This is a genomic window from Microbacterium sp. p3-SID336 (genome assembly GCF_025143365.1).
Lineage (GTDB): Bacteria > Actinomycetota > Actinomycetes > Actinomycetales > Microbacteriaceae > Microbacterium.
The window spans coordinates 18,804-31,908 of the sequence record NZ_JALXPE010000013.1 but is presented as its reverse complement, the minus strand read 5'-3'; the positions used below and the strand labels follow the sequence as shown (position 1 = coordinate 31,908).

General features: G+C 71.2%; 10 protein-coding genes. 4 read left to right on the top strand and 6 right to left on the bottom strand.

Annotated elements, in window-relative coordinates:
* Positions 1–4 precede the first annotated feature (4 nt).
* The gene (metE, locus tag M3C17_RS05500) at positions 5–2,314 is read right to left on the bottom strand and encodes a 5-methyltetrahydropteroyltriglutamate--homocysteine S-methyltransferase (RefSeq protein WP_259976645.1); all 2,310 of its coding nucleotides are present in this window, start codon (positions 2,312–2,314) and stop codon (positions 5–7) included.
* Positions 2,315–2,337: 23 nt separating this feature from the next.
* Positions 2,338–3,285 carry a methylenetetrahydrofolate reductase gene (locus M3C17_RS05495; protein ID WP_259976644.1) on the bottom strand — a complete coding sequence of 316 codons (948 nt, stop codon included), beginning with the start codon at positions 3,283–3,285 and terminating at the stop codon, positions 2,338–2,340.
* Positions 3,286–3,468: 183 nt separating this feature from the next.
* Here M3C17_RS05495 and M3C17_RS05490 point away from each other — a divergent pair, with 183 nt between their 5' ends.
* Positions 3,469–5,331, top strand: a complete 1,863-nt coding sequence (locus tag M3C17_RS05490) for a prolyl oligopeptidase family serine peptidase (protein ID WP_259976643.1) — start codon at positions 3,469–3,471, stop codon at positions 5,329–5,331.
* A gap of 3 nt (positions 5,332–5,334) precedes the next feature.
* On the opposite strand, the gene smpB is transcribed toward M3C17_RS05490, so the two are convergent.
* The 3 genes from smpB to ftsE all read right to left on the bottom strand — a co-directional run bounded on the left by smpB (position 5,335) and on the right by ftsE (position 7,883).
* Entirely contained in the window at positions 5,335–5,811 is a 477-nt protein-coding gene (gene smpB, locus M3C17_RS05485) for an SsrA-binding protein SmpB (RefSeq protein ID WP_259976642.1), read from the bottom strand.
* A 66-nt stretch (positions 5,812–5,877) separates the two neighbouring features.
* Positions 5,878–6,792, bottom strand: coding sequence for a permease-like cell division protein FtsX (ftsX, locus tag M3C17_RS05480; protein ID WP_259976640.1), 915 nt, complete (start codon positions 6,790–6,792; stop codon positions 5,878–5,880).
* Positions 6,789–7,883: a cell division ATP-binding protein FtsE gene (gene ftsE, locus M3C17_RS05475; RefSeq protein ID WP_259976639.1), complete on the bottom strand. Its 1,095-nt coding sequence runs from the start codon at positions 7,881–7,883 to the stop codon at positions 6,789–6,791. Before ftsE ends, ftsX begins: the two co-directional genes overlap by 4 nt.
* Positions 7,884–8,055: 172 nt before the next feature.
* Between ftsE and M3C17_RS05470 the strand changes: the two genes are divergently transcribed.
* Both M3C17_RS05470 and M3C17_RS05465 read left to right on the top strand, forming a co-directional pair.
* A complete protein-coding gene (locus tag M3C17_RS05470) occupies positions 8,056–9,402 on the top strand; it encodes a DUF2510 domain-containing protein (protein ID WP_259976638.1) in 1,347 nt (448 codons plus the stop codon).
* Between the two features lie 37 nt (positions 9,403–9,439).
* Positions 9,440–10,540 (top strand): DUF2510 domain-containing protein, encoded by a 1,101-nt coding sequence (locus M3C17_RS05465; RefSeq protein WP_259976637.1) that lies wholly within the window; start codon positions 9,440–9,442, stop codon positions 10,538–10,540.
* A 57-nt stretch (positions 10,541–10,597) separates the two neighbouring features.
* Here the strand turns inward: M3C17_RS05465 and prfB are convergent, their stop codons facing one another.
* Positions 10,598–11,707, bottom strand: a complete 1,110-nt coding sequence (prfB, locus tag M3C17_RS05460) for a peptide chain release factor 2 (protein ID WP_259976636.1) — start codon at positions 11,705–11,707, stop codon at positions 10,598–10,600.
* A gap of 118 nt (positions 11,708–11,825) precedes the next feature.
* Between prfB and M3C17_RS05455 the strand changes: the two genes are divergently transcribed.
* Complete coding sequence (locus tag M3C17_RS05455) at positions 11,826–13,067, top strand: MFS transporter (protein WP_259976682.1); 1,242 nt, start codon at positions 11,826–11,828, stop codon at positions 13,065–13,067.
* The last annotated feature ends 38 nt before the right edge of the window (positions 13,068–13,105 follow it).

Here is a 13,105-nt window from a genome sequence, read left to right as displayed (position 1 = left end):
TCGATCAGACGGCGACGCTCACGTCCGCGCGGACGCGGCGCGTGGCCTCCACGATGTTGCGCAGCGACGCCGTGGTCTCGTCGTACCCCCGCGTCTTGAGACCGCAGTCCGGGTTCACCCAGAGCTGGCGGGTCGGGATCTCCTGCACGGCCCGGCGCAGCAGCGACTCGATCTCCGCGACGGTGGGCACTCGCGGGGAGTGGATGTCGTACACCCCGGGCCCGATGCCGTGGTCGAACCCCGACGCGGCGATGTCGGCCACGACCTCCATGCGGCTGCGTGCGGCCTCGATCGACGTGACGTCGGCGTCCAGCGCACGGATCGCGTCGATCACCACGCCGAACTCGGAGTAGCAGAGGTGGGTGTGGATCTGGGTGGCCGGCGCGGCGCCGCCGGTGGCGAGCCGGAACGAGCCCACAGACCAGTCCAGGTAGGCCGGCTGATCGACCTTCTTGAGCGGCAGCAGCTCGCGCAGCGCGGGCTCGTCGACCTGGATCACCGCGATCCCCGCCGCCTCCAGATCGGCGATCTCCTCTCGGAGCGCGAGGGCGACCTGGTTCGCGGTCTCGCCGAGCGGCTGGTCGTCCCGCACGAACGACCAGGCCAGGATCGTGACCGGTCCGGTCAGCATCCCCTTCATGTGCCTGGCCGTGAGCGACTGCGCGTAGCTCGACCAGGCCACCGTGATCGGGGCGGGCCGGGAGACGTCGCCCCAGAGGATCGACGGACGCGTCGCCCGCGAGCCGTAGGACTGCACCCAGCCGTGCTCGGTCACCGCGAACCCGTCCAGATGCTCCGCGAAGTACTGCACCATGTCGTTGCGCTCCGGCTCCCCGTGCACCAGCACATCGAGACCCAGGTCCTCCTGCAGCGTCACGACCGAGGCGATCTCCCGGCGCAGGAAGTCCTCGTAGTCCTCCTGCGGCAGCTCACCACGGGTGAAGAGCGCCCGCGCACGCCGGATGTCGCCGGTCTGCGGGAAGGAGCCGATCGTCGTCAGCGGCAGCGCGGGCAGCCCCAGCGCCTCCTGCGCGGCCTCGCGCTCCGCAGAGGACGCACGGGAGAAGTCCGCGTCGCCGAGCTCGCGCCGCCGCACGTCCCCGTCCCGCACGCCCGGGGCGTCGAGACGGTCGCGGAGCGCCGCCGTCGCCGCGTCGAGCTCACTCGCGATCGCGGTGCGCCCTTCGGCCAGCCCCCGGGCGAGGGTGCCGATCTGCGCGACCTTCTGGTCGGCGAAGGCCAGCCAGGAGACCAGGCGCTCGTCGAGCTTCGACTCCTCGGCCACATCGTGCGGCACATGCAGGAGCGACGTGGAGGTGGACGCCGCGACGGGCGACCCCAGGGCCGCCAGCCGCTCGAGCGCGTCGAAGGCGGCGGCGAGGTCACCGCGCCAGATGTTGTGCCCGTCGATCACGCCGCCGACGAGCGTCTTGCCCGCGAGTCCCTCCGCCGCCTGCGGAATGCCGCCGCGGACGAGGTCGAGCGCGATCGCCTCCACGGGCGCCGCGGCCAGGGTCGCGAAGGTGTCGCCGAGGTCGGCATACGGGGCCGCGACGAGGATCGCGGGACGGTCCGTCGCTCCGCCGAGCACGGCCAGCGCCCGTTCCGCGGCTGCCGCGAGCTCGGCCGGCGAGGCCGGGAGCGACTCGCTCACCAGCGCCGGCTCGTCGAGCTGCACCCACTCCGCGCCGGCCGCCCGCAGCTTCGCCAGCAGCGCGGCGTACACCGGCAGGACGTCGTCGAGGCGCGACAGCGGATCGAAGCCCGCCGGCGCCTGGTCCGACGCCTTGGCCAGGGCGAGGAGGGTGACCGGCCCGACCACCACCGGGCGGGTGACGAAGCCCGCGGCCCTCGCTTCGGCGACCTCTCGCACGAGCCGGTCGCTCGCGAGCGAGAACACCGTCTCCGGCCCGATCTCCGGCACCAGGTAGTGGTAGTTGGAGTCGAACCACTTCGTCATCTCCAGCGGCGCCTTCTCCCCCTCGCCGCGGGCGATCGTGAAGAGCGCCGAGAGGCCGATCGTGCCGTCCTCCTCGCGGAGGTCGTCGAAGCGGGCAGGGATCGCCCCGACGGACACCGCGGCGTCCAGCACCTGGTCGTAGAAGGAGAACGACTCGGGGATCGCGGAATCCGTGCGTCCCAGGCCGAGCGCGGCCAGCCGCTCCCTGGTGGCGGCGCGCAGCTCTGCGGCCGTGCGCTCCAGCTCCTGCTCGTCGATGCGCCCGACCCAGAACGCCTCGACGGCCTTCTTGAGTCCGCGACGACGTCCGATGCGGGGGTATCCGAGGATGGTCCCCTGGGGGAATGCGGTCATGGTGTTTCCTTTCGGCGGGGTGGCTAGCGGCGGAGCGCCGGGACGATGCCGGCTTCGGCGAGGACGGTCAGGACGGTGTCGTGCTGGTTGAACGCGTACAGGTGTACGCCGGGGGCACCCCCGGCGACGACGTCGGCGGCGAGACGGGCGGCCCAGGCGATGCCGATCTCCCTGCGGCCCTCCGCCGTGGGCTCCACGTCGAGGGCGATCGCCAGTTCGCTCGGCAGATCCTCCCCGGTGAGCTCCAGCACCCGGGCGAGACGGGCGGGCGAGGTGATGGGCATGATGCCGGGAAGGATGGGGATCGTGACGCCCCCGGACCGGGCCCGCTCGACGAACGCGAGGTAGTCGTCCGGGTGGAAGAACAGCTGCGTGATCGCGAACGTGGCCCCCGCGGCCTGCTTGGCCAGCAGCGCCTCCACGTCCTGCGTGCGATGCGTCGCACGCGGGTGCCCCTTGGGGAAGGCTGCGACGGCGATGCTCACCTTCTGCCGCGGAGCGACACGCGCGGCGCCCGGGAGTCCGGGCACGGGCGACTCCTCGTACGGCGCACGCTCCGCCTGCACCCTGTCGATGAGCTGCACGAGCTGCGCCGCGCTCTCCAGGTCGCCGAGGTAGCCCTCGGTCTCGCCGGCGGGCGGGTCGCCGCGGAGGGCCAGGAAGCTGCGGATGCCCGCGTCGAGGAACTCACGGATGAGCGCCGTCGCGCCCGCGTAGGTGTTGCCGACGCACGTGAGGTGCGCGAGCGGCTCCACCTCGGTGTGCGTGCGGATGAAGCGCAGCACGTCCAGCGAGCGTCCCCCGGTGGAGCCGCCAGCGCCGTAGGTCACGGAGAGGAACTCCGGCCCTGCCGCTGCGAGGCGCAGCACGGTCTCGTGCAGGGCCTCCTCGCTCGACGCCGAACGCGGCGGGTAGAGCTCGAAGGAGAACGGCACACGCGGGGTGCCGGAGGTCGCGGTCTCGGAAGACATCTACTCTCCTGGGGACAGGGGGCCGGGGGCCGCGCACGACGCAGATCGCATCGTTCGCGGGCGGGTGCCGGGCTCGGCTGTCGCTCCACGCCCTGAACCAACCGGGCGTTTCCAGAAACCTAGAACACGGCCGTCGCCGGGTGCACGAGTGTGACGCCGTATGTCGGGGCCTAGGCTCGAACCATGTCGTCACCTTTCGGCTCCTGGCCGTCCCCGTTCACCGCCGCCTCCGTCGCCGCCTCGGCTCCGCGCATCGACGGTGCGCGCTTCGCCGGGGACGACATCTGGTGGGGCGAATCCGTGCCGGCGGAGGGGGGCCGCGTGACGGTGCGCAGCTCCACCGGCGCCGAGATCCTGCCGTCTCCGTGGAACGCGCGTTCCCGCGTGCACGAGTACGGCGGTGGCGCCTGGACGACGGACGGCGACGCCCTGTACTTCGTATCGGCAGACGACCAGCGCGTCTACCGCCTCCAGCCCGGCGAGGAGCCGCGACCGCTCACGGCGGCCGGCCCGGCGCACGGCGGACTGCGCGTGCAGCGGGGACGACTGCTGGCCGTCCGTGAAGACCTCTCCCTCGAGCCGCACCGGCGTGCGATCGTGGAGATCCCGATAGACGGCTCCGCCGCGGAGGACGACGCCCTCGTCCGCGTGATCGCCGAGGGACCCGGGTTCTTCGCACACCCGGCACTGTCGCCCGACGGCACCCGGGTGGCCTGGGTCGAATGGGCGGCGGACAGCATGCCGTGGGAGAGCGCCCAGCTGGCCATCGGGGCCCTCGCGGACGGCGCCGTGCACCGCGTGGCGACCTCCGCCGCCCTGCAGCCGGAGTGGGCGAGCGACACCGAGCTCGTGTTCGCCGACGATGCCAGCGGCCGATGGCAGCTGCAGCGACTCACCCTCGACGGTGTGTATCCCGCCGGTGCACCCCGTGCGCTCACCGAGACGGACGCCGACACCGGCTACGGGCTGTGGGTGCTGGGCAACCGCTGGTTCCAGCTGCTCGACGACGGCCGCGTGGTGGCCGTGCGCACGAACGGCCGCGACGAGGTGCAGCTCCTGGCCGCCGACGGCGACAGCACCACGGTGGAGCTTCCCGGCGACGGGCACCTCAGCGTGGAGCAGGCGCAGGGCTCCCGCGTGCTCATCAGCGGGGACGGGTCGACCGTCGAGTCGGGGCTCTGGTGCGTCGACCTCGACGCGAGCTCCGTGCAGACCGTCGTCGGCGGCACTCCCGCCGACCAGCGCTGGATGCCCGGCGCGCAACAGATCGTCGTGGAGGGCTCGCACGGCGCGGTGCACGCCTTCGCGTATCCCCCGGCTTCGCCCGAGGCCGCCGCGCCCGCGGGCGAGCTCCCGCCGTACGTCGTCCTGGTGCACGGCGGGCCGACGGCGCACGTGACAGGGGCGGCCTCAGCGGCGATCGCGTTCTTCACGAGCCGCGGCATCGGCGTGCTCGACGTGAACTACGGCGGCTCGACCGGCTACGGACGCGCCTACCGCGACCGCCTGCAGGGACAGTGGGGCGTGGTCGACGTCGACGACGTGATCGCGGCGGCCCGCGGACTGGCCGACGCCGGTCTCGCCGATCCTGCCCGCATCGCCATCCGCGGCGGCTCGGCCGGAGGGTGGACCGTGCTGTCCGCCCTCGTGCGCGGCGGCACGTTCGCCGCCGGGATCAGCCGCTACGGCGTCTCCGACCTGCGACTGCTCGCCGCGGAGACCCATGACTTCGAGGCGCCGTACCTCGATGGACTGGTCGGCCCGCTGCCCGAGGCCGAGGACATCTACATCGAGCGCTCGCCCCTCACCCACGCGGATCGGATCGACGTGCCCGTGCTGCTGCTGCAGGGCGCCGACGATCGCGTGGTGCCGCCGTCGCAGTCGGAGGCCATCCGCGACGCCCTGGCGGCGAACGGCGTCGACCACGAGTACGTGCTGTATCCGGGCGAGGGGCACGGCTTCCGCCGCGCCGAGAACATCGTGGATGCACTGGAGCGCGAACTCGCGTTCCTCGGGCGGGTGTTCGGGTTCGCGCCGAGCGCCTAGCCGCTACTCCCCGACGCGATTGCGCAGGCGCATTGCCCGTTCGGCCTCGCGGGTGTCCTGCCGCTCGCGCAGTGTCTGCCGCTTGTCGTACTCGCGCTTGCCCTTCGCGAGGGCGATCTCGACCTTGGCGCGGCCGTCGGAGAAGTACAGCTTCATCGGGATGAGCGTGTAGCCGCCCGCGGAGACGGCGTGCGCCAGCTTCGCGATCTCCTCCCGGTGCAGCAGCAGCTTGCGGATGCGCTTGGCGGAGTGGTTGGTCCAGTGTCCCTGCGAGTACTCGGGGATGTGCACGGCATCGAGGAAGACCTCGTTGCCCTTCACGAACGCGTAGCCGTCGCTGAGGTTGGCCCGCCCCTGTCGCAGCGACTTCACCTCGGTGCCGGTGAGCACCATCCCCGCTTCGTACGACTTCTCGATGGTGTAGTCGTGACGCGCGCGACGATTGGTCGCCACGACCTTCTCCCCGCGTTCCCTGGGCATGTCGCTCTCCTGTGCTGCTGTGGACGGGCTCGACCGAGGAATCAGGCCGAGCAGCCTTTCAGGGTATCAGGTGCGCAGCCAGCGGCGGATCGCGAAGCCTGCCGAGAGGGCCGCGAGGACGACGCCGATCCCGACGAGCACCGGCACCACCAGGAACGCATCCTGCATGGTCACCCAGGTGGTGATGAACGGGACACGGCCGCGCAGGTAGCCGTTCACCCCGAAGTGCACGCCGGCGACGACGGCCGCGCTGGCCAGCGCGGAGCCGAGGAACGCCGCGAACACGCCCTCGAGCACGAACGGCGTCTGGATGAACCTGTTCGACGCGCCGACCAGCCGCATGATGCCGATCTCCTTGCGTCTGGCGTAGGCGGACAATCGGATGGTCGTGCCGATCAGCAGGGTCGCCGCGATCAGCATCAGCACCGCGATGCCGACGGCGATGTAGGTCGCGACCGTGAGCGCGGAGAACAGCGGCTCGAGGTACTGCAGCTGATCCTTCACCTGCTCGACGCCCGCCTGGCCGCTGAAGGCCTCGGCCAGCACCTGCGACTGGCCGGGATCCTTCATCGTCACGAAGAACACCTCGAACGCCTGATCGGGTGTGAGCACGCTCGCCTGCTCCTCGCCGACCTGCTCGACGAGCTTGGCGTACGTCTCCTCCTTGGTGTCGAACGTCATGGAGCTGATGAGCGGGGACAGCGCATCCCCTTCGAGCTGGGCGCGCACGGCGGCGACCTGCTCCTCGCTCGCCGCCCCGTCGACGCAGGTGTCGGATTCGGAGACGGCCGAGCACATGTACACCGCCACCTGAGCACGTTCCGCCCAGTAGCCGCGCATCACGCCGATCTGCGCCTGCATCAGGATCGCCGCGCCGACGAACGTCAGCGAGACGAACGTGACGAGCACGACGGAGATCACCATCGAGATGTTGCGCCGCAGGCCGACGAGGGCCTCGGTCAGGATCAGGCCGATTCTCATGAGGTCGGGCCCACTTCCTCATCGTCCTGGTCGGAGAGGCCGAGGCGGTCGGCGACGCCGAGTTCGGCGACGTCCACCTCCGGCAGCACGATCGGATGCGTGCGCGGTCCCGCCGCGGCGGGCCGCTCCACGGGAGGCTCGACAGTCCGCTCGTCGGGCTCAGGGGGCTCCACCACACCACTGTGCGGCTGCTCGGGGGGCTCGACACGCTGCGGCTCGCGCTCGGCCGCGGGCTGCGGTGCAGGCGCCGCGGTCTGGGCACGACGCTGCGCATCGAGCTCCTCCGCGAGCGCGGCGCGCACCACGGAGAGGTCGGCGGTCTGCCGCTGCACCTCCTGCACCGCGGTGAGCGCGGCGGCTGCCGCGGCGCCGCGTACCTCCTCCGGCACCAGGCGGGGGATGTTCGACGTGTCGCCGTACCCGCCGTGCACCTCGTCGCGCACCATCTCCCCGTCGCGGAGCTCGATCACGCGGCGCTGCATCTGGTCGACGAAGCCGGCCTCGTGCGTCGCCATCAGCACGGTCGTGCCTCCCGCGTTGATGCGGGCCAGCAGCTGCATGATGTCGACCGAAGTCGCAGGGTCGAGGTTTCCGGTCGGCTCATCGGCCAGCAGCACCTGCGGCCGGTTCACGAGCGCGCGGGCGATCGCCACACGCTGCTGCTCGCCGCCCGAGAGCTCATGGGGCATGCGCTTCTCCTTGCCGTCCAGCCCGACGAGCGCCAGCGCCTCCGGCACGGCCTGCTGGATGAAGCCGCGCGAGGAGCCGGTGACCTGGAGCGTGAAGGCCACGTTCTGGTGGACGGTCTTGGAGGGCAGCAGGCGGAAGTCCTGGAACACGGAGCCGATGTGACGGCGGAAGTACGGGACCTTGCGGTTCGCGAGCGAGCGGAGATCGCGACCCAGCACGGCGACGCGACCGCTGGTGGGGACGTCCTCGCGCAGGATGAGGCGAAGGCAGGACGACTTGCCGGACCCGGAGGCGCCGACGAGGAAGACGAACTCCCCGCGTTGCACTTCGAAGTCGACTCCGGACAGGGCGGGCTTCGACGTCCCGCGGTAGCGTTTCGTGACGTTCTCGAACCGAATCATGGCGATTCGAGCCTAAGCGCGGCGTCTTCGCTGCCGCGTGCGACACCCCGCGGGAGCCTACGCCGCATGGGCAATCCTCCCCATCCCGGAGCCCCGCCGAGGTCGGAGCCCACTGCTATACATGGAGAGTCGACTCGCGCCATCGCGCGAGCGCGCACACGGAGGGACTCCCATGACGACACCTGCTGGCTGGTACGACGACGGCTCCGGGCGCCTGCGGTGGTGGGACGGCCAGCAGTGGACGGAGCACTTCGCTCCGGCGGCGCCCGCCGCGGAGGCTGCGACCGCGGATGATTCCGCCGCCGTGACGCCCTCGGAGGACGCGACCGTGTCGCCCGCGGGGGCTGCGCCCGCGACTGAGCCCGAGACGGAGGCCGCGACCGCGACCACGCCTGAAACCCCGGCGGAGGCGCCCACCGAGGATGCGACCGCGGCGGAATCCATTGCCTCGTCGGAGTCCGTGACGACGACCCCCGGTGAGCCGGCACAGGACGCCGTGGTCGACCCGGAGCCTGCACAGGACTGGGCAGCTCCGTCCGGCGGCGGGCACGATCTGCCTGCGGAGCCGATCGCCCCGTCGAACGCCACATCGTCCGCGGCCGCCGCACAGCCTCCGTATGGCGGACAGCCCTCCGGCGGGCAACCCTCCGGCGGTCAGGCGCAGTACCCGGGGCAGACGCAGTACCCAGGGCAGACGCAGTACCCGGGAGCACAGCCGAGCGGGGGCCAGGGCGGCTACCCCGGCGCCCCGGCATACGGAGCGACCGCTCCTGTCGCGCCCGCCAAGGTCTCGGTGCTCGGACTGGTCGGACTCGGTCTCGCGGCGCTGGGCCTGATCCTCGCCTTCCTCCCGTTCACTGTCGCGTTCGCGTGGATCCTGCTCGGAGCGGGATTCATCGTGTCGCTGATCTCCCTCTTCCTGAAGGGACGGAAGTGGCCGGGGATCACCGGCCTGGGCGTCTCGGTGCTCGGCGGGGTGATCGCGGCGGTGATGAGCTTCGTGTTCTTCCTCGCGATCGCCAGCCAGGTCGATCGGCCCGGTTCCTGGCCGGACATGGATTCCGATGAGGGCACGAGCGAAGGCACCGATGCGGGTACGGACGACGGCTTCGGGCCGAGCGAGGTCGTCGAGGGCTCGCTGGGCGAGGCGGTGCCGATCGAGCAGCTGTCCGGCACCGCAGAGCTCACGATCACCGCCGCCACGTGGGGCGCGTCGAACGGCTCCGACTTCGAGGCGGCCAACGGCGGATACCTCTTGGTGGACGTCACCGTGGAGGTGCTCGACGGGACCGCGTACGTGAACCCGCTGTACTTCTCCGTGGAGACGGCGGACGGCGTCGCGGGCGACTACGACTACTACGGCGGCACGACGCTCGAAGCGGCCGAGCTGTCCGCAGGTGACACCACCCAGGGTGCCTTGTCCTTCGACGTCGCGCAGAGTCCCTCGTATGTCGTGATCGTCGTGGACGAGCTCTTCCAGGAGGTCGCTCGCGTGACGGTCGAACCCACCGCGCGCTGAGCGCCGCCATTCCCCCACAGAAAGACCAGGCCATTCCATGACGACACCCGCGGGCTGGTACGACGACGGTTCCGGCGACCTGCGGTGGTGGGACGGGCAGCAGTGGACGACGCACGTCCGCTCCGCAGAGCACACTCCCCCTGCCGCTCCCGCTCCCGCCCCCACGGCAGCAGACGCGACAGAAGCGGAAGCAGCTGTCCCCGACATCCCTCCCGCGCCGGAGCACCCGTTCGCACCGCCGTATGCGCTTCCCGGGCAGGAGCACCCGCTCCCCGGATCCGGCACCACCGCTCCCTACGGCACCACCGCTCCCTACGGCACCAACACCCCGTACGGCACCAACACCCGGTACGGCACCAACACCCCGCACGACGCCAACACCCCGCACGACGCCACCGCTCCGTACGGAGCAGCTCCGGCCGCGCCCCCACGGCGGCGCATCTCGCCGGTGGGCGTCGCGGGTCTGGCCGCCGCGGTGATCGGCGTGGTGCTCGCGTGCATACCGCCCGTCGCACTCGCGGGATGGGTGCTGCTCGGGATCGCGCTGGTGGTGTCGATCGTGTCGCTGTTCCTGCGCGGGGCGAAGTGGCCCGGCATCGCGGGTCTGAGCGTCGCGATCGTCGGTTCCGCGCTCGCCGGTGCGGTCGCGCTCGTGACGCTGGGGCTCACGGCCGCGGTCGAGGCGGGTGCCGGATCCACGCCCGCCCCGAGCCCGAGCGCATCGGAGGCACCGTCACCCGCGCCGGACCCGTCCGAGATCGAAGGCGCCGAGATGGTCGCGTTCGAGGACCTCGCGGTCGGAGACTGCCTCCCGTACGTCGACTACACCGATGTCGACCAGATCTCCGAACTGCCGGTCGTCCCCTGCGACCAGCCGCACACCGACGAGGTGTTCTACATCTTCGAGGTCGAGGACGGCGAGTTCCCCGGAGACAGCGCCCTCCAGGAGACGGCCTGGGACGGGTGCCTGGCCCAGTTCGAGAGCTTCGTCGGCCTCACGTACGAGCAATCCGAGCTGGACTTCTACAGCTACCAGCCCACGAAAGGGTCCTGGAACCGCGCCGACGACCGCGCCATCCAGTGCATCGTGTACAGCTACGAGGATGTGACCGGATCCCTCCAGGGCTCGGGTCGCTGAGATCCGCCGACCCTGCCACACAACGAAGGCCCCGGTCGCCCGGGGCCTTCGTCATGTTCAGTCCTCGTCGCGGCGCTTGCGCCAGCGGATGCCTGCCGAGATGAAGTCGTCGAGGTCGCCGTCGAACACGGCGGCCGGGTTGCCCGACTCCTGTCCGGTCCGCAGGTCCTTCACCAGCTGCTGGCCGTAGAGGAAGTAGGAGCGCATCTGGTCGCCCCAGCTGGCCGTGATGTTGCCGGCGAGCTCCTTCTTCTTGGCCGCCTCCTGCTCCTTCTGCAGCAGAAGGAGTCGGTTCTGGAGCACGCGCATCGCCGCGGCACGGTTCTGGATCTGCGACTTCTCGTTCTGCATCGACACGACGATGCCGGTCGGCAGATGGGTGATGCGCACGGCCGAGTCGGTCGTGTTCACGGACTGCCCACCGGGGCCGGACGAGCGGAAGACGTCCACCCGGATGTCGTTCTCGGGGATGTCGACCTCGGTCGCCTCCTCCATGAGCGGGATGACCTCGACAGCCGCGAAAGAGGTCTGGCGCTTGTCGGCCGAGCCGAACGGGCTGATGCGCGCGAGGCGGTGGGTGCCGGCCTCGACCGAGATCGTGCCGAAGGCGTACGGGGCGTCGATCTCGAACGTCGCCGACTTGATGCCGGCGCCCTCCGCGTAGGAGGTGTCCATGACCTTCACCGGGTACTTGTGCCGCTCGGCCCACCGGAGATACATGCGCATGAGCATCTCGGCGAAATCGGTGGCGTCATCGCCCCCGGCACCGGAGCGGATCGTGACGATCGCGCTGCGCTCGTCGTACTCGCCGTCCAGCAGGGTCTGCACCTCGAGCTGGTTGATGAGGTCCGTGAGGATGCTGAGCTCGTTGCGCGCCTCGATCGCGGAGTCCTCGTCGCCCATCTCATTGGCCAGGTCGACGAGCACCTCGAGGTCGTCGAGGCGCTGCGCGATGCCGGTGATGCGGGCGAGCTCCGACTGGCGGTGGCTCAGGGCGCTCGTGACCTTCTGGGCGTTCTCGGTGTCGTCCCAGAGGTCGGGGGCGCCGGCCTCCTCGCTGAGCCGCGCGATGTCCTCGCGGAGACGGTTGACGTCGACGACCTCGCTGATGTCGCCGAAGGTGTGCCTGAGCGCCTGGATTTCGGCGGAGAGATCTAGTTCGAGCATGACACCTCAGCCTAACGTGCCGCCCGCACGCGCGGCGACGGGTCCTGGTGTGCCCGCGCCCGGGGGTAGCGTGAGGGACGTGAGCAGTGCGTCAGCGGTCCTTCGTCAGTTCGGGCCGATGGTGTACCTGCCGACCATCCTCTTCGCGCTGGGCGAGGGCGCGGTGATCCCGCTGATCCCCGTGCTCGCCGCGTCGATGGGCGCCGACGTCGCGGGCGCGGCGCTGGTCGCGTCCGCCCTCGTCGTCGGTCAGCTGTGCGGCAACCTTCCGGCCGGGTGGGCGGTGGGACGCATCGGAGAGCGCTTCACGATGGTGATCGCCGGCATCGTCGCACTCGCCTCGGGCGCCGGGATGATGTTCGCGCCGTCGCTCGCGGTGCTCGCGGCCTCGGTCTTCGTGCTCGGACTGTGCGCTGCCGCGTTCGGCCTCGCGCGGCACGCCTTCATGACCACGCGAGTGCCGCTCCCCTTCCGTGCTCGCTCGCTGTCTCTGCTGGGCGGCAGCTTCCGCCTCGGCATCTTCATCGGGCCGTTCGTCGCGGCGGGCCTGCTGCAGCTGTTCGGCAGCGAGGTCGCCGCGATCTGGTTCTTCATCGCCTGTCTCGTCGTCATGGTCGTACTGGTGCTGTTCGGACCGGATCCGGAGAAGACGATCCCGCCCGTGCGGTCCAGCGAGCGCTTCGTGGAGGACAGCGGCGAAGCGGTGAGCGGCTCCATCCCCACGATCGAGCGCGCGGGCATCTTCCAGACGATGTGGCGGCAACGCGGGCTGCTCTCACGTCTCGGGCTCGCGGCGGCATCCCTGGCTGCCGTGCGGTCGGCGCGGCAGGTCGTGCTTCCGCTGTGGGGCCTCTCCCTCGGCCTCGACGCTTCCACGATCGCCCTCGTGGTCGGCGTGTCCGGCGCGATCGACTTCGCGCTGTTCTACGCCAGCGGGCAGGTGATGGACCGTTTCGGTCGCCTGTGGGCGGCCATGCCCGCGATGCTGCTCATGGGCGCCGGTTTCCTGGCGCTCGCCTTCACGCACGAGGCCGATGCCGCTGTGCTGTGGTTCGGCATGTTCGCGGCCGTGCTCGGCGTCGGCAACGGCCTGTCGAGCGGCATCCTGCTCACGCTCGGCGCCGACGTCGCCCCGAAGCGCGAGCCCGCAGCATTCCTCGGGTCGTGGCGTACGCTCACCGACGCGGGCGGGGCGATGGCTCCGCTGCTGGTCTCCGCCATCACAGCCGTCTCCACGCTCTCCGTCGCCGCCGGGGCCATCGGGGTGGTCGGGATCCTGGGCGCCGCCGCGTTCCTGCGCTGGATCCCTCGGTTCGTCCCTCGCGACGGACGCCCCGACGACTCCGTCGACCACGACTGACCCCGCGCTCGCACGCGCCCGCCACCGGCTCGTCCCGC